The sequence below is a fragment of the Caproiciproducens sp. NJN-50 genome, from assembly GCF_004103755.1.
GTDB lineage: Bacteria > Bacillota > Clostridia > Oscillospirales > Acutalibacteraceae > Caproicibacter.
The window spans coordinates 2,156,602-2,181,698 of record NZ_CP035283.1 but is presented as its reverse complement, the minus strand read 5'-3'; the positions used below and the strand labels follow the sequence as shown (position 1 = coordinate 2,181,698).

At 54.0% G+C, this 25,097-nt stretch carries 22 protein-coding genes; 21 read left to right on the top strand and 1 reads right to left on the bottom strand.

The annotated features are described in order from the left end of the window. Positions 1–34: 34 nt before the first annotated feature. From uvrC to EQM14_RS10370, 19 genes are all read left to right on the top strand, one after another. Positions 35–1,930: an excinuclease ABC subunit UvrC gene (gene uvrC / locus EQM14_RS10460; protein ID WP_128742926.1), complete on the top strand. Its 1,896-nt coding sequence runs from the start codon at positions 35–37 to the stop codon at positions 1,928–1,930. A 22-nt stretch (positions 1,931–1,952) separates the two neighbouring features. Then, positions 1,953–2,498: a 16S rRNA (guanine(966)-N(2))-methyltransferase RsmD gene (gene rsmD / locus EQM14_RS10455; RefSeq protein WP_128742924.1), complete on the top strand. Its 546-nt coding sequence runs from the start codon at positions 1,953–1,955 to the stop codon at positions 2,496–2,498. Between the two features lie 3 nt (positions 2,499–2,501). Then, complete coding sequence (coaD, locus tag EQM14_RS10450; protein ID WP_128742922.1) at positions 2,502–2,996, top strand: pantetheine-phosphate adenylyltransferase; 495 nt, start codon at positions 2,502–2,504, stop codon at positions 2,994–2,996. Beyond that, complete coding sequence (locus tag EQM14_RS10445) at positions 2,993–3,466, top strand: ATPase (protein ID WP_128742920.1); 474 nt, start codon at positions 2,993–2,995, stop codon at positions 3,464–3,466. Before coaD ends, EQM14_RS10445 begins: the two co-directional genes overlap by 4 nt. Positions 3,467–3,701: 235 nt before the next feature. Then, positions 3,702–4,121 carry a division/cell wall cluster transcriptional repressor MraZ gene (mraZ, locus tag EQM14_RS10440; protein WP_128742918.1) on the top strand — a complete coding sequence of 140 codons (420 nt, stop codon included), beginning with the start codon at positions 3,702–3,704 and terminating at the stop codon, positions 4,119–4,121. Between the two features lie 12 nt (positions 4,122–4,133). Beyond that, the gene (rsmH, locus tag EQM14_RS10435; protein WP_128742916.1) at positions 4,134–5,081 is read left to right on the top strand and encodes a 16S rRNA (cytosine(1402)-N(4))-methyltransferase RsmH; all 948 of its coding nucleotides are present in this window, start codon (positions 4,134–4,136) and stop codon (positions 5,079–5,081) included. A 2-nt stretch (positions 5,082–5,083) separates the two neighbouring features. After that, positions 5,084–5,578: a hypothetical protein gene (locus tag EQM14_RS10430; RefSeq protein ID WP_128742914.1), complete on the top strand. Its 495-nt coding sequence runs from the start codon at positions 5,084–5,086 to the stop codon at positions 5,576–5,578. Between the two features lie 146 nt (positions 5,579–5,724). Continuing rightward, complete coding sequence (locus tag EQM14_RS10425) at positions 5,725–7,935, top strand: penicillin-binding transpeptidase domain-containing protein (protein WP_128742912.1); 2,211 nt, start codon at positions 5,725–5,727, stop codon at positions 7,933–7,935. Positions 7,936–7,957: 22 nt separating this feature from the next. Further along, a complete protein-coding gene (locus tag EQM14_RS10420; RefSeq protein WP_128742910.1) occupies positions 7,958–8,515 on the top strand; it encodes a hypothetical protein in 558 nt (185 codons plus the stop codon). 14 nt (positions 8,516–8,529) lie between these two features. After that, a complete protein-coding gene (gene mraY / locus EQM14_RS10415) occupies positions 8,530–9,537 on the top strand; it encodes a phospho-N-acetylmuramoyl-pentapeptide-transferase (protein ID WP_128742908.1) in 1,008 nt (335 codons plus the stop codon). A 107-nt stretch (positions 9,538–9,644) separates the two neighbouring features. Next, on the top strand, positions 9,645–10,856 hold the full coding sequence (locus tag EQM14_RS10410; RefSeq protein WP_128744308.1) for an FtsW/RodA/SpoVE family cell cycle protein: 1,212 nt from the start codon (positions 9,645–9,647) through the stop codon (positions 10,854–10,856). Between the two features lie 18 nt (positions 10,857–10,874). Next, positions 10,875–12,005: an undecaprenyldiphospho-muramoylpentapeptide beta-N-acetylglucosaminyltransferase gene (gene murG / locus EQM14_RS10405; protein ID WP_128742906.1), complete on the top strand. Its 1,131-nt coding sequence runs from the start codon at positions 10,875–10,877 to the stop codon at positions 12,003–12,005. A gap of 60 nt (positions 12,006–12,065) precedes the next feature. After that, complete coding sequence (murA, locus tag EQM14_RS10400; RefSeq protein WP_128742904.1) at positions 12,066–13,319, top strand: UDP-N-acetylglucosamine 1-carboxyvinyltransferase; 1,254 nt, start codon at positions 12,066–12,068, stop codon at positions 13,317–13,319. A gap of 24 nt (positions 13,320–13,343) precedes the next feature. Further along, entirely contained in the window at positions 13,344–14,216 is an 873-nt protein-coding gene (locus EQM14_RS10395; RefSeq protein WP_128742902.1) for a cell division protein FtsQ/DivIB, read from the top strand. A 167-nt stretch (positions 14,217–14,383) separates the two neighbouring features. Continuing rightward, a complete protein-coding gene (gene ftsZ, locus EQM14_RS10390) occupies positions 14,384–15,478 on the top strand; it encodes a cell division protein FtsZ (RefSeq protein WP_128742900.1) in 1,095 nt (364 codons plus the stop codon). Between the two features lie 445 nt (positions 15,479–15,923). Beyond that, positions 15,924–16,847, top strand: coding sequence for a magnesium transporter CorA family protein (locus EQM14_RS10385; protein ID WP_128742898.1), 924 nt, complete (start codon positions 15,924–15,926; stop codon positions 16,845–16,847). Positions 16,848–16,922: 75 nt separating this feature from the next. Further along, positions 16,923–18,119 carry a cation diffusion facilitator family transporter gene (locus EQM14_RS10380; protein ID WP_128742896.1) on the top strand — a complete coding sequence of 399 codons (1,197 nt, stop codon included), beginning with the start codon at positions 16,923–16,925 and terminating at the stop codon, positions 18,117–18,119. A gap of 101 nt (positions 18,120–18,220) precedes the next feature. Further along, a complete protein-coding gene (gene htpG / locus EQM14_RS10375) occupies positions 18,221–20,113 on the top strand; it encodes a molecular chaperone HtpG (RefSeq protein ID WP_128742895.1) in 1,893 nt (630 codons plus the stop codon). A 357-nt stretch (positions 20,114–20,470) separates the two neighbouring features. After that, positions 20,471–21,130 carry a bactofilin family protein gene (locus EQM14_RS10370; protein ID WP_164919038.1) on the top strand — a complete coding sequence of 220 codons (660 nt, stop codon included), beginning with the start codon at positions 20,471–20,473 and terminating at the stop codon, positions 21,128–21,130. A 100-nt stretch (positions 21,131–21,230) separates the two neighbouring features. On the opposite strand, the gene EQM14_RS10365 is transcribed toward EQM14_RS10370, so the two are convergent. After that, positions 21,231–22,349, bottom strand: a complete 1,119-nt coding sequence (locus tag EQM14_RS10365; protein ID WP_128742892.1) for a DUF3810 domain-containing protein — start codon at positions 22,347–22,349, stop codon at positions 21,231–21,233. Between the two features lie 413 nt (positions 22,350–22,762). Between EQM14_RS10365 and EQM14_RS10360 the strand changes: the two genes are divergently transcribed. Together EQM14_RS10360 and EQM14_RS10355 are read left to right on the top strand one after the other, a co-directional pair. After that, the gene (locus EQM14_RS10360; RefSeq protein ID WP_128742890.1) at positions 22,763–24,430 is read left to right on the top strand and encodes a Na/Pi cotransporter family protein; all 1,668 of its coding nucleotides are present in this window, start codon (positions 22,763–22,765) and stop codon (positions 24,428–24,430) included. Between the two features lie 123 nt (positions 24,431–24,553). Then, positions 24,554–25,045: a hypothetical protein gene (locus tag EQM14_RS10355; RefSeq protein WP_128742888.1), complete on the top strand. Its 492-nt coding sequence runs from the start codon at positions 24,554–24,556 to the stop codon at positions 25,043–25,045. The last annotated feature ends 52 nt before the right edge of the window (positions 25,046–25,097 follow it).

Genomic DNA, 25,097 nt, shown 5'->3' with positions numbered 1-25,097 from the left:
TTGGTCCGGAGGAACCGAAAAAGGAGGTGCGGGCATGCCGACCGATCAGGAAAAACATAAAAAGGAACTCAGGGCCCGCGCCATGCGCCTGCCGCTGAGCCCGGGCGTCTACCTGATGCATGATAAGTCAGGTAAAATTATTTATATCGGCAAGGCCAAGGCGCTGAAAAACCGGGTCAGCCAGTATTTCGGCTCCGAAAAAAATCACGACGCCAAGGTGCGCCGCATGGTTGCCAGCGTCGATACTTTTGAATATATCCTGACGGACAGCGAATTTGAGGCCCTGGTGCTGGAATGCAGCCTCATCAAGCAGCATTCGCCGAAATACAATATCCTGCTCAAGGACGACAAGGGCTATCATTACATCCGCGTCAGTTCCGGCCCATGGCCGAGAATCTCGGAAGCGAAGCAGATCGCGGACGACGGCGCGGAGTACATCGGGCCGTACGTCAGTTCCTGGTCTGTGAAACAGTCGGTGGACGAGGCGCTCAAGATCTTCCGTCTGCCGTCCTGCACAAGAAAATTCCCGCAGGAAATCGGCAAGGGCCGTCCCTGCCTGTACTACTACATCAAGCAATGCTGCGCGCCCTGCCGCGGGAAAGTCAGCGAGGCGGAGTACCGGGAATTTGTGGCGGAGGCCCTGGAATTTTTGCGCGGCGGCAGCGCGAAAAGCATACGCGCCCTGACGGAAAAGATGAACGAGGCGGCGGAGCGTCTTGAATTTGAACGCGCCGCCCGCCTGCGGGACCGGATCGCGGCGATCCGGAAAATGAGCGACAGGCAAAAGGTCGTCGCCTCCCGCGTAAAGGAGCAGGATGTCGTCGCGCTGACGCAAAGCGCGGAAAAAAGCTGCTTCGAAGTGTTCCGGTTTCAGAATGGAAGGCTGTGCGACAGGGAAACCTTTCTGATGGGGGAAACCGGAGGCGCAAAAGAGGCGCGAAGCGAATTCCTGGAGCGGTACTATTCCATGCGCAGCCGGATCCCGCCCCGCATTGCGCTGGACGGTCCTGTGGAAAACGCCGAGCTGATTTCCCAATGGCTGACGGAAAAGGCGGGCAGAAAGGTAACGGTCACGGTCCCTCAAAAGGGGGAGCAGGCGCGGCTGGTCGAAATGTGCCGCAGCAACGCGGCGGAACAGCTCGCCCAGACCATGGGCCGGACCGGAAGGGAAGCCTCCGCGCTGGATGAGCTTGCCCGTCTGCTCGGGCTTTCCGAGCCGCCCGCCTATATTGAGTCCTATGATATTTCCAATCTGGCCGGCGGGGAAAACGTTGCGGGCATGGTTGTGTTTGAAAACGGAAGGCCCCTTCGGTCTGCCTACCGCAAATTTAAAATCCGTTCTGTCACGGGGCAGGACGACTATGCCAGTCTGCGGGAAGTGATGACCCGCCGCGTGGAAGAATATTGGAAGAACAAAGAAACGGGCGAAGGATTCGGCCGTCTGCCGGACCTGATCCTTCTGGACGGGGGCAAAGGGCAGGTTTCCGCCGTTCGTCCCGTGCTGGAAGAGGCCGGTCTCCGGATCCCATTATTCGGCATGGTAAAAGACGACAGGCACCGCACCCGCGCCATTGCGAAAGACGGCGGTGAAATTTCCATCAATTCCAGCCGGAGCGCGTTTACGCTGGTTTCCTCCATTCAGGAGGAAGTGCATCGGTTCGCCATTGGATATCACCGCCAGGCGAGGAAAAAAGCGGCTATTGCTTCTTCTCTTACGATGATTGAGGGGATCGGTCCCACGAGGGCAAGGGCGCTCCTGAAGCATTTCAAAACCGTCGCCGCAGTGCGGAACGCCGCGGTTGAAGAGCTTGCCGCCGCGCCCGGCATGACGAAACCGGCGGCGCAAAAGGTATATTTTGCGTTTCATCCGGAAGAACCTGTGCGAACTGCATTGACAGACGAGCCGGTTCATGGGATAATAAAAAAATAAGTCGGATCGAGGTGGAGGATCTATGAGAGTCATTACCGGTTCCGCCAGAGGAAAAAAGCTTTCCGTATGCGCGGGTGATGCGGTCCGGCCGACTCCGGACCGCGTCAAGGAGGCGCTGTTCAGCATTGTTCAGTTTCAGGTCGAGGGCAGACGCGTCCTGGATCTGTTTGCGGGTTCGGGGCAGCTGGGCATCGAGGCTCTGAGCCGCGGCGCGCGGGAGGCGGTCTTTGTCGACGCGGGAAGCCGGCCCGCCTCCGTCGTGGCAAAAAATCTGGAAGGCACCGGCCTTTCAGACCGGGCGAGGGTCTGGCATATGGACTTTGCTTTTTACCTTTCGAGCGACTGCGGGATGTTTGATTTGGCTTTCCTTGACCCTCCCTACCGGACCGGGCTGCTTCAGCGGGCCCTTCCCGCTGTCGCCGGTCATATGAACCCGGGCGGCACCATTGTCTGTGAAAATCCAACCGACGAACCCCTCCCGGAGTCGGCGGGGGAGTTTGTGCGGGGACGTTCCTATCGCTATGGCAAAATCGCGCTGACCCTATATAAACACAAGGACGTGACATAAGCCATGAAAATAGCAATTTGTCCGGGCAGCTTCGATCCCGTCACGCTCGGGCACATGGATATTATCAATCGGGCCAGAAAACTTTTCGACCACACCATTGTCGCCGTTTTGGTCAACCCGGAAAAGCATACCGCTTTTACGGTGGAAGAACGCATCAATATGCTGAAGCGCTGCGCCAGAGACATGAAGGATGTGGAGGTCGTCGGGTTCGACGGGCTGATCGCGGATTACGCGAGAATCCGCGACGCTGCGGCGATCGTAAAGGGGCTCCGTGCCATGTCCGATTTTGAGTACGAATTTCAGATGGCCCTTTTCAACAAAAAACTGAACCCCGAGCTGGAAACGATCTATCTGAACACGACGGCGGAAAACATGTTTTTAAGCTCCAGCGGCGTGAAACAGGTGGCCTGCTTTGGCGGGGATATTTCCAATTTCGTTCCTGAATGCATCTTGCAGGATATTGAACAGCGTTTGTGTGTGGGAGGAAAACGAAAATGAGCGTGGACGACTTAATTAACGAGCTTTACGATATGGTCGACAAGGCGTGGAGTCTGCCGCTGAGCCGCGGCCGTGCGGTCCTTGACGGTGAGGAAGTCAAACAGGTGCTGGATGAAATCCGGGAGAATCTGCCGAAGGAAATCCATCAGGCCAAAGCGATCGTCGCGGACCGCACGCAGATTCTCGACGACGCCCGCCGTGAAGCGGAAACCGTTGTGCATGTCGCTCAGGAACGCGCAAAGGCTTTGATCGCGCAGGACGAGATCGTCCGGCAGGCGCAGCAGAAGGCGAACGAGACCACTGCGCAGTCCCAGGCAAAGATCCGGGAAATGAGAAAGGCCAGCAACGACTATATCGACGACCTGATGAAGCGCACCGACGACAGCCTGGCCCAGATCCTGGCGGAACTCCGGCGGACCAGGCAGAATATCCGTGCTTCCCAGCGGTCCGGACAGGATAAAATGGAATAGATTTATAAAAAAGGAAAAATTTTACGCCACAAGATTTTGTGGCGTTTTTTTTATTCGCAGCGCTCAAAATACAAAATGCTTGAATAAAATCTATCTGCGGTTGACATAAAGCAAAAAAATAGGTTGCATTTTTGTAACGGGTAGGATATAATCAAAACAAAGTGGTGAAAGGTGGGGGCAAGTAGCAGAATGTGGTTTCCATTTCTGCTTTTTGCTTAAAAGAGGACCGTCTATTATGTTGATCGGAGAGTACCAGCATACAATAGACCCGAAGGGGCGCGTGATTGTTCCGGCCAGATTCCGCGAGGACCTGGGGGATAATTTCTATGTCACAAAAGGCCTTGACGGCTGCCTTTTTGTCCTTTCGCCGAAAGAGTGGGACCGGCTCCAGGAGAAAATCAGCGCCATGCCGATTTCCAAAGCGCGCGGCCTTCAGCGTTTTTTCTTTTCCGGGGCCGTGGAAGCGCAGCCTGACCGCCAGGGGCGCGTCCTTTTGCCCCAGGCGCTTCGTGATTACGCTCAGCTGGCAAAAGACGTCACTTTTATCGGCGCCTCCAGCCGTGCTGAAATTTGGGATACCGACCGCTGGGTCAGCTTCAATTCGACTTTAACGCAGGATAACATCGCCGAGGCGATGGACCTTCTGGAACTGTAAAGAGGCGCGGCTATGGAATTTTATCATAAACCGGTCCTGTTTGATGAAACCATCGAAAGCCTGAATATCCGCCCGGACGGGATCTATATTGACGGCACGGCGGGCGGCGGCGGCCATTCCCTTGCGATTGCAAAACGCCTGAAGACCGGAAAGCTGCTGGCGATCGATCAGGACCCGGACGCTGTCAAGGCGGCGGGCGGGCGCCTGAAAGATTACCCCTGCGCAACGGTTTACCGCACTAATTTTTCACTGATGGACAAGGCGGCCAGAAGGTTCGGACTGGTCCCGGCGGACGGGGTCCTGCTCGATATCGGGGTTTCTTCTTTTCAGCTTGACGACCCGGCGCGCGGATTTTCCTATCATTCCGACGCTCCTCTGGATATGAGGATGAGCCGGGAAGGGGTTTCCGCGCGGGATTTGGTCAACTCCCTTTCCGAGAGGGAACTGGAAGAGATTCTGTACAAATACGGGGAGGAAAGCAACGCCCGGAGAATTGCCGCCGGCATCGTGAAGGCGAGAGAAGAGGCCCCGGTCGAGACGACGCTGCAGCTCGCGGACATTGTCAAAAATTCCGTTCCGGCCGCGGTGCGCCGGAAACCGGGGCATCCGGCCCGCAAAACCTTTCAGGCGCTGCGGATCAGGGTGAACGGGGAACTGGACAGGCTTTCGGAGGGGCTGGACGCGGCGTTCTCCATCCTGAAGCCGGGCGGCCGTCTGGCAGTGATCACGTTTCACTCGCTGGAGGACCGCATGGTAAAGAAAAGAATGGCGGATTGGTGCACCGGGTGCACTTGCCCCCCGGATTTCCCGGTGTGTGTCTGCGGAAAAAAGCCGAGGGCGGAACTGCTTTATAAGAAGGGCATCTCCCCGTCGGAGCAGGAGCTGGAAGAGAATCCAAGGAGCCGCAGCGCGCGGCTGAGAGTTTGCATAAAACTTGAAGAAACGGAAGGAGCGGACTGATCATGGCAAACAGCGGCACAGCTTACGATTTTGGGATGTTTGAACCAAAACGCCGCGCGGAGCAGGAACCGGCGCGGAAAAATAATGTCATTGAGCTTCCGCGGGAACGGCTGGAAGAGAATCGCCGGCCGAAATACAGCCGCTGGAAGATGCTTTCCACCGTCCTTTCCTTTCTGATTGTTGCGGGCATGGCCGGCACTTACATTTACGGCCAGGTTCAGCTGGCCGAACTTTCGGATTCCCTTGGAACCGTCACAAAGCAGCTGTCTGAAGACCAGAGCGTATACACGCAGATGAATATGAAATCGGAAGCGCAGACCTCTCTTGAGGCTGTGGAAAACTATGCGGCGGACAAGCTCGGCATGGAAAAAATCAACCAGAAGCAAGTGAAAAACATAGCGCTTTCCAGCGGGGACAAGACGCAGATTCTGCTGCCGGTCAAAAACGACGGTTGGTTTTCCCGGCTGCTCAACTCCGTGCGCCGCTTTCTGTCATAAAGAAGGCGGCTGTTCAATAAGTATTAATAGCGTGTTCGGGCGTCTGTGAGGCCTTCCGCCGTTTGATAAAAGGAGAGTTGAGAAAAAGTTCTTGACTCTCATTTTTGGATTCGGATTCTTTTTTCAGGCAACTGGAGGAACAAGGCATGGCAAAGGGAACAACCATAAGAATGTGGCACAGGACGGTCTTTGTTCTGTTGATGATGATCCTGGCCGGGTTCGGAGCCGTTGTTTTCAACCTGGTCCGGCTGCAGATTGTCGAGGGCGAAACGCTCAAGATGCGCGCTGTCGACAACCAGGTCAAGGATACGGTTCTGACCGCTCAGCGCGGGACGATCTATGACCAAAACATGAAAGTCCTGGCGCAGAGTGCGACGGTCTGGCAGGTTGTTCTGGAACCCGCCTATATCACCGACAAAAACCGGGACCTGATTGCAGCCGGGCTTGCCAAAATCCTCAATATGGATAAAAATGTCATTCTGGAACACAGCAAAAAGAGGACCTACTACGATGTCATTAAGCGCAAGGTGGAATCGGACGTCAAGGATCAGATCGTCGCGTTCAAGGACAAAAATGGCATCACGAACGGAGTCCGGCTGATCGAGGATTATAAACGATATTATCCCTACGGCACGCTGGCGTCCACGGTGCTCGGCTTTACGGGCACGGACAGCCAGGGCCTGTCCGGCGTGGAGGCGGAGTACGACAGCGAACTGACCGGCGTATCCGGCAAGCTGGTTACGGCAAAAAATGCGATCGGCACCGACATGCAGTACGACTATGAACAGGAGGTTCCCGCTCAGGACGGCCACAGCCTTGTTCTGACCATTGATGAGGTGGTACAGCACATCCTGGAAAAGAACCTGCAGGAAGGCCTTGTCGACAACAAGGTACAGAACCGCGGCTGCGCCATTATCATGAATGTCAAGACAGGCGGCATCATCGCCATGGCGGTCAAGGGGGACTTCGACCCGAACGACCCGTTCACCATAGCGGACAAAACTCAGGCGGACGTCATTGCCAAGATGCCGGACGGGGCGGATAAAACGAAGGCGCTCAAGGATGCCCAGCAGGCCCAGTGGCGCAACAAGTGCGTCAGCGACACCTACCAGCCCGGTTCCGTATTCAAAATGATTACAGGCGCGTCGGCCATGGAGGAAAATCTGGTTTCTGAAAATACGCCTTTCAATTGCCCCGGGTCTTTAACGATCGGAGACAGAGTCATCCACGACTGGAGGCGCGGGGGATTCGGACATCTGACCTTTGCGCAGGGCATCTGCAAATCGAGCAACGTCGTGTTCATGCAGGTCGGACAAATGCTCGGCCCCGATCTGTTTTTCAAATATTTCAACGCGTTCGGTTTTACCTCTAAAACCGGCATTGACCTGCCGGGTGAGTCCCGCAGCCTCTATTATACGGCCAGCCAGCTCAAGCCGGTCGAGCTTGCGACTTCCGCATTCGGCCAGAGCTTTACCATTACTCCGATTCAGATGATCACCGCCTGCGCCGCAGTGGCGAACGGCGGGTATCTGGTGAGGCCCCATGTGGTCGACCGGATTTTGGACAGCAACGGAAATATTGTCAAGACCGCCGACACGACGCCGAAACGCCAGGTGATTTCAAAGGACACGTCGCACAGAATATCCATGATTTTGCAGCAGGACGCGACGGACGGGACCGCGAGCAGCGGTTATATTCCGGGCTATCGGATCGCGGGGAAGACGGGGACTTCCGAAAAGCAGGAGATCAGGACGAGCAAGGAGTATATCGCTTCCTACTGCGGCTTTGCCCCGGCGGACGATCCGCAGATCGCCATGCTGGTATTTTACGATGAGCCTCACGGGAGCAGCTATTATGGAAGCCAGGTCTCGGGACCTGTGTTCCTGAAGACGATGACGGAAGTTCTTCCCTATCTCGGAGTGGAACCGGTCTATACGGATGAAGAGATGAAAAAACTGGACGCCCAGGCGCCGAATGTGACGGGACTGACGATCGCGGAGGCGAAAAACAAGGTTTTCCAGGCCGGCCTGACTTCCCAGTTCTACGGCAGCGGCGAGAAAGTGGTGTCTCAGGTTCCGGAACCCGGCAAGAGCATTCCCAAAGGGGGCCAGGTGGTCCTGTTCACCGATCAGCAGAGCGGGAAAAAGACGGTTGTCGTTCCGGATCTCGTCGGGCTGACCCTGGCTCAGGCAAATGAGCGGGCGGCGTCGGCCGGAATCAATATCAGCGTGACCGGAGCCGCTCTGTCCGGATCCACCAATGCGATATCGAAGCTGCAGGACATTTCGGAGGGAACCAAAGTGCCGCCCGGCACGGTTGTCACGGTTTCGTTTATTGAGCCAAGTCAGGTGGAATAATGAAAGTTTGGGGAGAGATTCCATGAAATTGAAAGCAGAACGCGGCCCATGCGTAAAAATGGTCGCGGTGGCTGAAAGGGGCGGAGGTTCCGCGGCCGTGCTGAGCTGGATCTTTCAGTTCTGCGGCCGGGATCGCTGCCGCGTAATGGAATACGGGAAACCGCTGCCTCGCGGCGCGGCAAAGTCGGTGCTGCTTCTCTGCGGGGACGCGGCGGAATCTGATCCGGAAGGATGGGACGTGTGCGTTGCCGAGCGCGAGCTTTCGTTCCGGGCCGCGGGCGCCGCAAAGCTGATTACCTATTCCCTGGCGCGCGACGACGCGGATTTCACCGCCCGCAACATTCGGATGACTCCGGACGGGGACGCCGCGTTTGAAATCGTCGGATTCGGAGTGATCGGGCGCGTCCGCCTGAACGGCGGCAGCCTTTCGGACGTCGAAGAGGTTCTGGCGGCGGCCTGCGCGGCGGTGGGCGCCGGCATTCCGTTTGCGGAAGTCCTGAAGGCCCTGAACAGCCTGAGGCCGGTGGAATCCGCTGCGGACCGGGTGATGTATAAACCGGAAGGACAGTTTACAGAATAAGGGTGAATCAATCAATGAATTCTTTATGGACTCTTGCGGCGGCGACAATTTCGTTTGGGGTTACGGCACTTCTTGGAAAATGGATGGTGCCCTTCCTCCATCGCCTGAACTTCGGGCAGACGATCCGCGACGTCGGGCCTTCCTGGCACAGAAAAAAAAATGGAACGCCGACAATGGGCGGGTTCCTGTTTATTGTGGGAATTCTTGCGGCTTCGGCGGTCTGCCTCTCGATGTATTACGGCGCCACGGGGCTGACCCAGAGCAATCTTGCCATGAGGACCAAAACCGTCGGCGGTCTGCTGATGGCCTGCGGGTTCGGCCTGATCGGCTTTTTTGACGATTACATCAAAGTGGTCAAAAAAAGGAATCTGGGTCTTACCGTCCGGCAGAAGCTTGTCCTCCAGTTTCTTGTGGCCGGGGCATATCTGTATACGCTTTACCGGTTCGGAGCGGGTTCCGTCACGCTGGTCCCGTTTGCCGGCGGAGTCAATCTGGGCGTTTGGTACTGGGTCTTGTCGCTCCTTGGGATTGTGGGAATGGTCAATGCCGTCAACTTTACGGACGGCATCGACGGGCTGAATGCTTCCGTCACCTTTTTTGCCTCTGCGTCCTTCATGATCATCGCCGGCATTTTCAGGCTGATCCCGGTCGGGATCATGTCCGCGGCCGCCGCGGGCGGCTGCCTGGGGTTTCTGGTGTGGAATTTCAACCCTGCAAAGGTCTTTATGGGCGACACCGGCTCTTTGTTCCTGGGGGGACTGGTCTGTGCGCTCGGATTTGATGTGAACGCGCCGATCCTGATCCTGCCGGTCGGAATCGTCTATATTTTTGAAATTTTGTCCGTTGTGCTGCAGGTGGCGTATTTTAAGGCGACCCATGGGAAACGCTTGTTTAAAATGAGCCCGATCCATCACCATTTTGAGCTTTGCGGCTGGAGCGAGGTGAAAATTTGCCTGGTTTTCAGCGGAGTCACGGCTTTTTCCGGTGCGGCCGCCGTACTGCTGGCATTTTTCGGTTTCTGATAATTCCCCAGGGACCGACAGATTCGGCGGGGGGATTATGCTTTAATCATACCTGAAATGGAAAGGAGGAGACATTCATGGCACGGAATCAGAGCGCCGTTGCTCCCATGCCGGGAAACGCGGCGAAACGCCCGGTTGGAAAAATCCGCGACGCCACCGCGTACGGGAAAAAAGTGCGGAAAAGATTCCGTATCTTTTCCGTGCGCTCCGGCATGGATCTGCCCTTTCTGTTCCTTGTGATGGTCCTGCTGATTATCGGCCTGATCATGATGTTTTCCGCCAGCTATGCGAACGCATTTTATCGCCACAACGGAAACAGCTATTTTTTCATCAGCAAACAGGCGGTTTTCGCCGTGCTCGGCGTGATTGTTATGTTCGCTGTTTCCTATTTTGATTATCATCATTTTCATGAATTCGCGATCCCGATTCTGCTGGTCTCGTACGCGCTTCTGGTGCTGGTCAAGTTTATGCCGGCGATCAACGGCGTACACAGGTGGATTGATCTCGGACCTTTCGGGCAGTTTCAGCCTTCCGAAATCGCCAAATTTTCCATCGTTCTGATCTTTGCGCATCTGATATCGCTGAATTTCAACCGGATGGGAACGTTTCTTTATGGCGTGCTTCCCTATGCCCTGATTCTGGGAATGACGGCGGCGCTGCTGATGTGGGAACCCCATGTTTCCGCGACCGTCATCATCGTTCTGCTCGGCGCGGTGATGCTGTTCATCGGCGGGGTGAAACTGCGCTGGTTTGTCGGCGCGTTCAGCATCCTGGGCGCCGGCGTGGCGTACCTTGTCCTGTTCGCAAAAGAGTACGCCTATGCGAGCGATCGGATCACCGCCTGGCTGGACCCGTTTTCCAACGCGACGCCGGAACTGATCGCGGACACCTGGCAGACGCGCCAGTCCCTGTACGCGATCGGTTCCGGCGGTCTGCTCGGTTTGGGTCTGGGGCAGTCGCGCCAGAAATTTCTGTATCTTCCGGAGCCGCAGAACGATTTTATCTTCGCCATCGTATGCGAGGAACTGGGATTCATCGGCGCGCTGATTATCATCATCCTGTTCGCCATGCTGATCTGGCGCGGCATTACCATTTCCCTTCGCGCGAAAGATAAGTTCGGCATGCTGTTTGGAATCGGGCTGATTGTCCAGGTCGGCCTTCAGGTCATCCTGAACATCGCGGTTGTGACCAACACCATCCCGAACACCGGCATCAGTCTGCCCTTTTTCAGCTACGGAGGAACGTCGCTCGTGATTCTTCTGGCCGAAATGGGGATCATTCTGTCCATTTCGCGAACGTCTGCCATTGAAAAAATATAGAAAATCAGAGGGTTTGCCATGAAAGTACTGTTTGCCGGCGGAGGTACGGCCGGCCATATCAACCCCGCTCTCGCCATTGCCGGCTACATAAAGGAACGGGAGCCGGACGCCGGGATTTTGTACGTCGGGGCGAAAGGCGGGATGGAGGAACGCCTCGTTCCATCCGCCGGATATGAGTTTCGCAGCATCACGATTTCGGGATTTCAGCGCAGCCTGAGTGTCAAGAATCTCGTCAGAAACGGAAAAACGGTGATTCACCTGTTCACTTCGACACTGGAGGCCCGCCGGATCATCCGCGGTTTTCTCCCGGACATCTGCGTCGGCACGGGCGGCTATGTGGCCGGCCCCGTCGTCCGGGAAGCGATTCGCATGGGGATCCCTTCGGTCATCCATGAACAGAACGCATACCCGGGCGTCACAAACAAAATGCTGTCGAAAAAAGCGGACAGGACCATGCTGGCCGTGGCGGACGCGCAAAAATATCTCAGTCCTTCCGCCCGGTGCGTTCTGACCGGCAATCCGGTCCGGCAGGAGGTTGTCCGCGCCGACCGAAAGGCGGCCCGTGAAAAGCTCGGCCTTGACTCCAGACCGCTGATCCTTTCCTTCGGCGGAAGCCTGGGTGCCCGGAAAATCAACGAGGCGGCGGCGGACCTGCTGGTTCAGAGCGCGAAAAGCGGCCGCTTTCAACATATCCATGGCTATGGCCAGTGGGGAAAATGGTTTCCCGGTCTTTTAAAGGAAAAAGGCCTTGAATTAAAGGATCACAAAGAGCTGGACGTCCGGGAATACATCAGCGACATGCCGGACTGTCTTGCCGCGGCGGATCTTGTCATCTGCCGCGCCGGGGCGATCACCCTGAGCGAATTGCAGGCGGTCGGAAGGGCGTCCATTCTGATTCCCTCTCCCAACGTCGCGGAAAATCATCAGTTTCACAACGCCATGGCGATGGTTGGCCGCGGCGCCGCGGAAATCATAGAGGAAAAAAATCTGACCGGCGAATTTTTGTGCCGGAAGGTACAGGAGTTGTTTTCGCAGCCGGGAAAAATAGAGACGCTTGCGGAAAATGCGAAAAAAATGGCTATCCCGGATTCCTGTGAAAGGATTTACAGGCTGATCAAGGAAGTCCTGGACCGGTCGCCGCTGGATTGAGTCGTCACCGCAATCCCCCGCACAGCATAATATGGTAACAGATTATGTGGGGGTGTTGCTATGTCGAAACTGTTGATACATGGCACAAAAAAACTCAAGGGGGAAGTGCAGATTCACGGTGCAAAAAACAGCACTCTGCCGCTGATGGCCGCGTCACTTTTATGCGGAGGCGAATGTGTCCTACATAATTGCCCTGCGCTTTCGGATGTGGACACCGCCATTAAGATCCTGCGGCATCTTGGATGCAAAGTGGAACGTACCGCCGGAGATGTTGTGATTAATCCTCTCCCCGCGGAAAATTACGACATCCCCGACCACTTAATGCGCGAGATGCGTTCCTCCATCATCTTCCTAGGGGCGATTGTCAGCCGTCTGGAGCGGGCTGTGCTGTCGTTCCCGGGGGGATGTGAGCTTGGCCCGCGTCCGATCGACCTGCATCTTTCCTCTTTGCGGAAAATGGGGGTCGTCATCAATGAGGACCACGGATGCCTGGACTGCGCGGTTCCGGACGGGCTTAAGGGAGCCGTCATCAATCTTTCCTTTCCCAGCGTCGGCGCGACGGAGAATATTATCATCACTGCCTGTCGGGCAAAGGGGAAAACCGTGATCAACAATGCCGCGAGGGAGCCGGAGATTTCAGACCTGGCGGACTTTCTGAATTCCTGCGGGGCAAAAATCCACGGGGCCGGGAACAGCACCATCTGTATCGAAGGCGTCAGCCGGCTGTCCGGCTGCGAACACAATGTGATCCCGGACCGAATCGCGGCCGCCACCTATATGACGGCCGCCGCCATCACGGGGAGCACGCTGACGCTTTCCAGCGTGATTCCGGATCATCTTGCCCCGGTTTTGCCGGTCCTGGAAGAAAGCGGATGCCGGATCGACCTATACGACAATGCCGTCAGCATCGCCGCCCCGGAGCGCCTCAGCCGGATCAAGAGCGTCAGGACAATGCCGTACCCGGGGTTTCCGACGGACGCGCAGGCTCCCGTCATGGCCATGACCACGGTGGCAAACGGCACCAGTATTTTTGTCGAAAATATATTCGAAAGCCGTTATAAGCACGTTGGAGAGCTTCTCCGGCTCGGAGCGAATATCAAGGTGGAGGGACGTGTCGCGGTTGTGGAAGGCGTGAAACGCCTTTCCGGGGCGTCGGTGGAAGCCTCGGATCTGCGGGGGGGAGCGGCCCTGGTCGTAGCGGGGCTCGCGGCGCAGGGAACGACGGAAGTGCACGGCCTGCATCATCTGGACCGGGGCTATGAATGTATTGAAAAAAATCTGGCCCTGCTGGGGGCGGACATCAAACGCGTTTAGGATGATTTCTGGAAGGAACTGAAAATGAGGGACTTGAAGAACGGACGGCGAGAATTGAACGCAGACAGCCGCTGGAGCGGAACAAACAGGCCTGCCCGGAGGGGAAATGACGGCGCGCCCTCCCGGGCCGGAATCCGCGCGGAAAATCGTCGGCGCCGAAGACGCAGGGCCCTTCTGATCTTTTATTTTTTCCTGTTCTTCACGGTCGTGTCGGCTGCCGTGGCCGTTTCACTCACGGTCCTTTTTAAGATCGATACCATCCAGGTCGGCGGGACCTCGCGGTACACACAGGAGCAGATTATCGGCGCATGCGGCATCAAGAAAGGGGAAAATCTTTTTCTTGCGAAAACCAGACAGTCGGAAAAACAGATACAAGCCCGCCTGCCTTATATCGGTTCCGTAAAGGTCAGGCGGAAATTTCCGGCGCGGATCAGCATACAGGTCGCCGAGGCGCAGGTCTGCGGCGCGGTGGAATCTTCGGGGAAATACGTTGTCCTGGGAGATGATTTCAGGGTTTTGGAAATGGCGGACAAGCTGCCGCAGAGCTGTGTGCTGATCCGGGGAATCACGCTGAAAAGCCCAAAAGAAGGGAAGACGGCCGAGTTCGCGGACAAATCGCTGCAGTCGTCGCTGACGGAGGTCGAAAGGGCCCTGAAAAGCAACGGGCTGAAAAACATCACGGGCGTGGATTTTTCCTCTACTTCCAAAATTCTGCTGACCTATGAAGGGCGCGTCACGATCAATCTGGGAATGCCGTCCGACCTGGATTATAAAATCAGTTTTGCAAAAAAGCTGTTTGACGACGGGGAGATCAAAAGCACGGAAAAAGGGACTCTGAACCTCTCCACCGCGGGGGATAACGACACCGCTTATTTCGACCCGGCTTCGGGTTCGTGAGAGCAAAAGCAAAATCAGGCTTTATTTGGGCCACAAAAGAAAATATTTATTGAAATTGAGCCTGAATCGTGTATAATATTTTAATATGGGACGATATCATGAAAAGATTTTCGATAGATGCAGGGATACAAAAAATCACAGGATTTACATAAGGAGGACTGCGGCACATGCCTTTTGAAATTGAGAATGACTTTGACAATATTGTTCAGATAAAAGTCATCGGGGTCGGCGGCGGCGGCGGCAATGCGATTGACCGCATGGTTGCCATGGGCGTGCAGGGCGTTGAATTTATCAGCATCAATACGGACAGGCAGGCCCTGTACCGCTCCAAGGCAACGCAAAAGATCCAGATCGGAGAAAAGGTAACGCACGGAAAAGGCGCCGGTTCCAAACCTGAAATGGGGCAGAAAGCCGCGGACGAAAGCCGGGAGGCCATCGCGGCGGCGATCCGCGGCAGCGACATGGTCTTTGTTACGGCGGGCATGGGCGGAGGCACCGGCACCGGCGCGGCTCCGATCGTCGCCGAAATCGCGCATGATATGGGCGTTCTGACCGTCGGTATTGTCACGAAGCCCTTTGAGTTTGAAGGACGCCGCCGCATGGAGCAGGCTGAAAATGGGATCACCGCTCTGCGCGAACATGTGGATTCGCTTGTTGTGATTCCGAATGAGCGCCTGAAGCTGGTCAGCGAGCAGCGCATCACTTTGCTGAACGCTTTTTCCATCGCCGACGATGTCCTGCGTCAGGGCGTGCAGAGCATTTCCGACCTGATTAAGCTGCCTGGCCTGGTGAATCTGGACTTCGCGGACGTCACCGCGGTGATGAAAGACGCGGGTTACGCCCATATGGGAGTCGGTCGTGCTTCCGGCAAAGAAAAGGCTCAGGAAGCGGCCAATATGGCGATTTCAAGCCCCCTGCTGGAGACCGCCATCAACGGAGCCAGAGGTGTTATAATCAACATCACCTCCTCGCCCGATATCGGGCTGGATGAGATCGAGACGGCTTCCGCCATGATTGCATCCCAGGCCCATGAGGACGCAAATATCATTTGGGGCGCCGCGTTTGATGAGAACATGGACGATGAAATGAGCGTTACCGTGATCGCGACGGGCTTCGCCACCTCCAGCGGGGAAATGCCTGCCGAAGAACCAAAGGAAAAACAGGATGCAAAGCCCCGGGAAAGAGTTGCCGTTCCCGACAACAATTCAATGGAAGACGACGATTTTACAGACATCATGCAGATTTTCAACAGGAAGTCGTGAAGAGTGCAGACATACCCTTGAGTGGACCATATCAGGCATGTGTGAATTGGAAATACGCTTTGGAACGGCTTTTATGGGCTGGTTTGAAGCGTATTTTTTGTGCTTCGTTCTCCGTGGAGGCCGCTCTGCGGCCCTCTCATTTCATTTGGGACCCGGCTCGTGAATTTTCTGCCTTTGTAAGAAGCAAAATAACATTGGAAGCATCTTCATTTTTAGGCCATTCGGCTAAAAACAATCAAATAAGCGATTTGAAGTTGCTTTTAGACCGGTATGGAAAAATAGGGCTTAAAATATCGCCCGCTCTCTTGCAATCTCTGCCTTATGTGCTATAATAGCTCATGTAAAGCACACAGGGAAACGATTTGATCATAAAGAGGGGGTGGCATTGTGAATCCTGACCCTTTGGGGAAACCGCGAAGAAAATTTCATAGAGGAGATGAGCACAATGCTGTCCTATTACAAAACGGTGGATGGACGCATGACGCAGATCGAGGCATGCGAGCCCGGCTGCTGGATCAACTGTGTTGCTCCGGACGACCGTGAAATCGAGGATCTGATTGCGGACTTCGGAATTGAACCGGATTTTTTCCGCGCCGCGATGGATGAAGAGGAGTCCTCCCACATTGACAACGAGGACGACAACACGCTGGTTGTCATCGACATTCCCGTTGTGGAACAGGAGGGAAAGCACCTGGCCTATTCCACGATGCCGCTGGGGCTGATCCTGACCGAAAAAAATGTGATCACGGTTTCCATACGGGACAATTCGGTGGTGGATGAATTTGCGCGAGGCCTTGTCAAAGGGGTGCGCACCAACCTGAAGACCCGGTTCCTGCTGCACATCATGCTGCGCGTCGCAAGCCGCTATCTTCAGTACTTAAAACAGATCGATAAAATCAGCAACACCGTCGAGACGGAGCTGAGGGAGTCGATGAAAAATTCCGAGCTTTTGCAGCTGCTTGATATTGAAAAATCCCTGGTTTATTTTTCCTCGTCGCTCAAAGGAAATGAAATCACGCTGGAAAAGATCATGCGGGGCAGGGTCATCAAGCTGTACGACGAGGATCAGGACCTTTTGGAAGACGTTCTGATCGAAGTGAAGCAGGCAATTGAAATGTCCAACATTCATCTGAATATTCTGTCGGGAACCATGGACGCTTTCGCCTCCGTCATTTCCAATAATCTGAACATCGTCATGAAGGCCCTCGCATCCATCACGTTGCTGTTTTCGGTGCCGGCCGTGATTACGGGCGCCTACGGCATGAACGTCACGGGAATCCCGTTTCCAAGCTTCTGGTTTCCGGCTGCCGTTTCGGTTGGATGCATCGCGGTTGCGTATTGGATTCTTCACAAGAAAAAAATGTTATAATTATAATATACTGTATGCTGTGTTTTAAGGGGACTGCCGAGCGGTTCCCTTTTTGGCATAGGGAGAAGGGGAAACATGACACGCCTGTTGATACGGCTTTTTGTCAGGGACTATCAGAACACTGAGAATACAAAAGTGCGGGAAAGCTACGGAAAATTTTCCGGCATTGTCGGCATCGTGACCAATCTGCTCCTCTTTTCCGGCAAGATCACCGCGGGCGTTTTGTTCCACAGCATCTCGGTAACGGCGGATGCGGTCAACAACCTGAGCGATTCGGCCTCGTCCATTGTGACGCTGGTCGGATTCAAAATGGCCGCGAAACCCGCCGATTCCGGCCACCCCTACGGGCATGCCAGAATCGAATATATCAGCGGCCTGATGGTGTCTCTTGTCGTGTTTGTCACGGGCTTCCAGTTTGCTCAAACGTCTTTTCAAAAAATACTCCATCCGGAACAGACCAAATTCAGTCTGTTCGTGATTGCGGTGCTGGTGGTTTCCGTTTTGCTGAAGGCCTGGCAGGGGGCTTTTTACCGTCAGATCGGAAAGGCGATCTCATCCGCGACCGTTTCCGCGGCTGCCGCCGACAGCATGAATGATGTTCTGTCCACTTCGGCTGTTTTGGCAGGAACCGTGATTACAAAGCTGACCGGGTTTAATCTGGACGGCTATGTGGGTCTTGCCGTCGCCGTTATGATCATGTTCACTGGCTTTCAGCTGGTTCGGGAAACCAGCAACCCGCTACTCGGCGAGGCTCCGGACCGGAAACTGGTGGACGATATCTACCACACCATCGACAGTTACGACGGGATTCTCGGAATTCACGATCTGAATGTCCACAGCTATGGACCGGGCCGCTGTTTCGCAACCGTCCACTGTGAAGTCCCCGCGGAACGGGACGTTCTGCTCAGTCATGACATCATAGACAATATCGAACGTGATTTTATGGAGAAAAAGGGCATTCATCTGGTCATTCACATGGATCCGGTCGCGATGGACGATCCGCGCACCAATGAACTGAAGGGCCAGGTCAGGCAGCTGCTCGAGGAACTTTCTCCGGAAATCGGGATGCACGATTTCCGGGTGGTCTGGGGGCCGACCCATGCAAATCTGGTGTTTGACGTTTGTGTTTCCTTTGAATTTCCAATGAAGGATGAGGAACTGGTCGAGGCTATTTCCCAAAAGGTCAGGGATCTGCCGGGAAACTGTTACCCGGTGATCACGGTGGACCACGACTATGTTCCCGCGAGACAGAACTTCGATACAAAAATTTAACAATTTGTCCTCTTGAAATTTTCAGAAGGATCGGATAAAATAGGAATTAGCACTTGAGCTTATTGAGTGCTAATTCTTTTTTGCAAAGGATGGGATCTAAAATGCCGATCAAACCGTTCCAGGCGGAATCCAAGCATCTTTTGGACCTGATGATCCATTCCATTTATACCCACAAGGAAATTTTTCTGCGCGAGCTGATTTCCAATGCGAGCGACGCCATCGACAAGCTTTATTATAAAGCCCTCTCGGAGGAAAACACGGGCTTGAGCCGCGATGACTTTGTCATTCGCATTCTGCCGGACAAGGAGAAACGCACGCTGGCGATTTCAGACAATGGCTGCGGCATGACAAAGGAGGAACTGGAAACCAATCTTGGGACCATCGCCAAAAGCGGTTCGCTTGATTTCAAGAACGAGTTCGAAAGCAAACCGGACATTGAAATCATCGGCCAGTTCGGCGTCGGCTTTTATTCCGCGTTTATGGTCAGCGACCACGTGAGTGTTGTAAGCCGGGCGTTCGGCGGCGAAGAAACCTACCGCTGGGAGTCCCGCGGCGCCGAAGGGTATACCGTCGAGCCCTGCGAGCAGAGGGAAACCTCTGGGACGGATATCGTTCTTGACCTGAAGCCGGATACCGACGATGAAAAATTTAATGAGTATCTGGATACCTATACGCTTCGGAATCTGATCAAAAAGTATTCCGATTATATCCGCTACCCGATCCGCATGAATGTGGAGAAAAGCCGCTTAAAGGAAGGCAGCAAGGACGAATACGAGAGCTACACCGAAGAAGAAACGCTCAACAGCATGGTCCCGATCTGGCGCAAGAATAAGAACGAGATCACGAAAGAACAGTACAATCAGTTTTACAAGGACAAGTTCGCGGATTACGAGGACCCGGCCAGAGTGATCCATATGTACACCGAGGGCACCGCCACTTTTCACGCGCTGATGTATCTGCCGGCGCGCGCTCCATACGATTTTTATACGAAAGAATATGAGAAGGGACTTCAGCTTTACTCCAACGGCGTTATGATTATGGATAAATGCGCCGACCTGCTGCCGGATTATTTCAGTTTTGTCCGGGGCCTGGTCGATTCCCAGGACCTTTCGCTGAACATATCCAGGGAAATGCTGCAGCATGACCGCCAGCTGAAAATCATAGCGGGCCGGGTTGAAAAGAAAATCCAGTCCGAACTGGAATCCATGCTGAAAAACGAGCGGGAAGACTATGAGAAGTTCTTTCAGAATTTTGGGCTGCAGCTGAAGTACGGGGTGTACCAGGATTTTGGAACGCACAAGGATGCTTTGCAGGACCTTTTGCTGTTTCATACCTCGGCGGGAGAGAAGTATTCCACTCTGGCCGAATATGTCACCCGCATGAAGGAAGACCAGAAATATATTTATTACGTCTGCGGAGAATCGGTACAGAAGGCCGCGCTGCTCCCGCAGACGGAAGCCGTGAAAGACCGAGGATATGAAATCCTTTATCTCACCGACCCGATCGATGAATTCGCCGTGCGGGTGCTTGAGAAATATCAGGACAAGGAATTTAAATCCGTTTCCGCGGACGACCTGGATCTGGAAACAGAGGAGGAGAAAAAGGAGGCGGCTCAGAAAGTTGAAGAAAACAAGGATCTGCTTTCTTTCATGAAAGACGCGCTTGACGGCAAAGTAAAGGCCGTAGTTCTTTCCAATAAGCTGAAGTCCCACCCTGTCTGCCTGTCCACCAGCGGAGCGATTTCAATGGAGATGGAAAAGGTGCTGAACTCGCTGCCCAATGCGGAAAAAGAAAAAGTGCAGGCTCAACGCGTATTGGAAATCAACGCGAATCACCCGGTTTTTGACAGGCTGGTCAAGCTGTTTGACTCCGATAAGGAGAAACTGAAGACCTATGCGTCCCTGCTTTATACCCAGGCCCTGTTGATCGAAGGCGCTCCGATCGACGACCCGGTTGCATTTTCCAACCAGATCTGCAGCCTGATGGCGGATTGAACATCCTATGAAAAAACCGGCTTACAGCCGGTTTTTTTTGCAGCTTTCACAATGGGGGACCGCCCCATTCGAAGGCGGGGGCATGGATTGGCGAGGCTGGCTATGGTTTTCGGCTTGTTTGTGAACAAATAATTACGAAAAACCCTAAAAAAGAGTGGAAATTTACCGAATTATGTATTATTATAATACATACAGGAAAATGCTGTGCTGATAGCCGCAGGGCTTATTTTACATTGGGGGCATGTGCATATGGATATCGCGAGCGAAAACCATGAAACTACATTTGCCAAGATTATGAAAAAAATTTGGAATGGACCTTATCAGGATGCCGAGTTTGAATTGGAGGAATCAGCCCCAATGGACAGATCCGACGATTTGCATTTTAGCCGTGCCGGCACAGCGAAACGGGATGAGATTTACGAGGAAGCTGCCGAAGAACCGGACCAGACGGACCGTCATGCCGCTGCGCCGTCAGGGCAGCATGGAAATCGGTTTGAAAGCGCGTTCGCCGATGAGCAGAAAAACACTACGGTGATTTCCTCTGGGACCACAATTACGGGCGATATTAAGTCCGACGGCAACATTGAAATGATGGGCACCATGACCGGGAGCATCCTGACTTCCGGCAGTGTGAAGATCAACGGCAAGCAAGTTGGGGATGTCCAGGGAGCCGGCATCGATTTGTTCGCCTGCACAGTCCGCGGGAGCCTGAATGCCGCGGATGAAGTCAATGTGGACAGCGACTCCGTAATCGTCGGGGACATTAAATGCGGCAACCTGACCATAGACGGCAAGCTGAAGGGCAATGTTCATGTGATGGGGAACGTATGCTGTCAGGGAAACTCCGTCATTATCGGCGATATTACGTCGACGACCATCACGGTCAGCAGCGGTGCAAAGCTAAAAGGCAAGGTAGAAATTTCGGACGGCAGCATCGAGCCTGTCGAAGTGGGAACAGGTGAGACATCGGCTCTTTCTTCAGAATCGGAAGCCGCCGATGAGAAAAATCCGCAATAGGCCGAAACGGCCGGATTCTGCAGGGCTTTGGCCCATGGCTGGGAAACAGGCACCTAAAAACATGGCGGCATGTTTTTAGGTGCCTGTTTCTGTCTCTTCGTCAGTCTTTTTTCTTTTCGGCGCGCTGCTGCGCGAGGAGCAGGTCGACCATTCTGCCGTAGCTTTTTACCCCGTCATCCTGGCTGTTTGCTTTCAGATACTGGTCGTTTACGCTGTTCGACGCTTTTGAGACAGGGCCTTCGAACTGCTTCCAGTATTCCGAGTTATATGCCAAATCCCGGCGAACCCCGGGGTTGAGCGAGGAGAAAATCTTGTTTGCGGCGTCGGCATCAACGGAAAAAAGAGCGTTGGAAGCATATGTGAAAGCGAGCATGTCGCCGGAGTACTGAAAATCCGGCTCCCCGCTTTTTGAGCAGACTAAATAACCGATAAAATTCGCTTCCTCTTCGCGCATGTACCCGCGCAAGTGGGATAGCTCGTGGCACATGGTGACGGGAATGGTATATTCCGGCACGTCGGTATTCACGTTCGCTTCCAGGGTGAACGGAAAAAAGATGCCGGTGATATTGCAGCGCGACATCGCCCTGGAAAAATGGACCAGCTTCGGCGCGCCGTAACCGGAGCGCAGCAGCGGGTAATCCCGCTCCAGCCGGTTATAGGCCAGGGCCGCCTCCTGCGCGGTCATGGAAAGGCTTTTTTGGCGCAGTTCCATCACGCCCTGGTCATCGGCTTTGAGGCCGGGACGAAGCCGGTTTGCATCCGATGCCAGGGAAACGCAGAGCTCGTTCAGCTCCGTACTGGTAGATGGTTCCACCTTGAGGCCGCAGGTGTCCGCAAAGGGATAGCGATAGTAATTGATCCCGCAGTTTATGGTGAACAGAAAGGAGACGATGCTGAAAAAGACAGCCAGATTCACGGCCGATTTCAGCGCGAAAAGCGGGCGCGAGCCTTTTTTCCGAATCATTCCCGCCGCGAAAAAGATGAGAATCACGGGAATGCAAAGAAGAAGCAGGATCACCAGACACTCCGCTACGGAAAACGGGACAAGGCCCGTTATCCGGTTCACCGTCAGGGACAGGGCGGGATAGATCCTGATTGCGTACCATTGTGCAAAAGACGGTTTCCAGGCGGCGCAGGCGGTCAGGACCAGCGCTGCGGGGAGAAGAATCAGAAACCAAAGCCTCTTTCTAAGTCCGGCCCTCTGGAATATTCGATGCATAATTTCCTCTCCCATAACTGTTTTTTCATTATACCATGGACCCCAAAACCCAATAACACGCGACCGGCCCGCAGTCATGGTTCAATGTTCTCTCAGGCGTCGGAAGCTCCGCTTCCGTTTACGCCGTGAGGTTATTATAACACCAGAATCGTTCGTTTCCTGTGGAAAACAAGAAATTAAGCGAAAAGTGACAGAAGGCACGATACTAAACTATTTATAGTAAACGAATCCTTTGGAAAAAAATCTTTTCGGCGGGATTATTTTATATCGGAATATTACGACATCTTTTTCGTAATATTATTTTACATGGATTTTACAGAATTGTAACAAAAGGAGGATGTGTTTTGATCTGCGGGTCCATATATAATCAAAAAAACTTAGTAAATCAAAAATTTTGATTGGCAGGAGAGGCTATGACGCTTGATAATATTTTAATGCTGCTGGGAGGCCTGGGACTTTTCCTGTACGGAATGAAGCTGATGGGGGAATCTCTGGAGCTTGCGGCAGGGTCACGGATTAAGGAAATGGCCGAGCGGCTTACAACGAACAAGTACATGGGAGCTCTTCTTGGGTTTGCCGTAACTGCGGTCATCCAAAGTTCCTCCGCCACGACGGTGATGGTGGTCGGCTTTGTAAACGCCGGGATCATGAATCTGACTCAGGCCGTCGGCATCATCATGGGTGCCAATATCGGAACCACCGTGACGGGGCTGATCACAGCGATCAATTTTATGGCGATCGCGCCTGTGGCGGTTTTTATCGGTGTGGGGATGATCATGCTTGCCAGGAAAAGCAATACGAAACATATTGGGCAAATCATTGCCGGCTTTGGAATTCTGTTTCTTGGCATGTCCACGATGAGCACGTCGATGGAACCGCTGGGGAAGTCCACGCTCTTTGCCAACATCATCACGAATTTCAGAAACCCTTTCATCGGTCTGATGGCCGGCTTGGTTTTTACCGCCATTATTCAAAGCTCCTCGGCTACGGTGGGAGTGCTCCAGTCGCTGGCCCTTTCCGGCGTGGTTGATCTCAAGTCCGTGGTGTTTGTGATTTTCGGGCTGAACATCGGCACCTGCGTGACTGCCATCCTTTCTTCAATAGGAACGAATAAAACAGCCAGACGCACCGCCATCGTGCACCTGCTGTTCAATGTGATTGGGGCGACCTTGTTCACGACCATCACGATTCTGACTCCATTCACGCAGCTGGTGATACGAATGTCTCCCGGAAACGTGCTGTTCCAGATTTTCCTGGTCCATGTGATCTTCAACACGGTCACGACGGCCATTCTGCTGCCGATGAGCGACGTGCTGATCCGCATGGCTTACAAAATCATTCCGGGCGAAGACAACACGGCGCAGGCCATGAGCCTGAAGTACCTGGACTCCCGTATCCTGAACACGCCGCCCGTGGCGGTGACGCAGCTTTTGAAAGAAGTAGGCCGTATGGCGGACCTTGCCAAAGCCAACTTTCTCAATTCCATGGCGGCTCTGTTTGACAAGGACCCCGTCAAAATCAAAGAGCTTGAGGAGAATGAGGGGGTCATTAATTTTTTGAATAAAAGGATCACCGCCTACCTGATTCGAATCAATGCGCTTGATCTGGAGGATAACGACCGGGAGATTGTCGGCGCGTTGTTCCATGTTGTAAACGATATTGAACGGATCGGGGACCACAGCGAAAATATCGGGGAACAGGCCCAGATTGTGATTGATGGAAAAGCCTCTCTGAGCGGCAGCGCGTCGGATGAGCTGCATGAGATGCAGGATCTGATTCTGAGCATCCTCGGCGATTCCTTCCAGCTGTTTTTGAAAGGCAGCAGCGACGCGGAGCTTTCCTATAAGGTGGACCATACGGAAGAAACAATTGACGGCCGTACGGAGGAACTGAAAGAGAATCATATTCGCCGTCTGAACAACGGACAGTGCAGCGCGGAATCCAGCGCGCTGTTTAACGATCTCCTCATCAATTTGGAGCGGATCGCGGACCACGCGACGAACATCGCTTTTTCCATGTCGCATACCAAGCGGGTCCCAATTCTGGTGAATGGGAAAAGGGTGAGCGCAAAAAAGGCCTGATGATATCCGCCGGGGCAGAATGCTTCGGCGTGTTTTTATGTGCGCGGGAAAAGTTTAAGTTGCTGCCCTGAGGGAAAAATGTTATGATAGTCAAAAAGTTGTATCGGTAAAGGGGGGATCCGCTTGCAGTTTTATTTGAAGACTGTAGGGGGAACCCACTGTCTTTTTACCATTTTGAATTTTGACGGCCATCCGGTTTTTGAAGTGACGGGAAAGATCACTCCGTTTGGCTGCAGGATGTTATTGTTCGATGAGGAACACGGTGCCGTCGGACGGATTTCGGGCGTGCGTATTTCCAATTCCATCCGATATTCCGTGGCGGCCGGCGGGCAAAGAGTCAGGGTGACCGTCAATAACTCCTCTCTTCGGCGGCCTGTCAGGATGATGGGAAAGCGCTGGCGCTTCCGCGGCAGTCTTCCGATGCGTTCGTTCGACATTGTGAATGACGTTTCGCAGGTTATCATGACGCACGGCAAGTGTTGGGGAATGGCTGGGGACTGCTATGCCGTTGAAATCGCCGACCCGGAAAATGTTCCTCTTTGCCTGTGCATCGCCGCTCTTTTGGACTGCACGGTTTCGGGTGGATGCGCCGCGCCGGTTCTTGCGGGAGGATAATTGACAAAAAATGCCGAAGGTGTCATAATGATTCGGTCAAACCCGCCGTGCT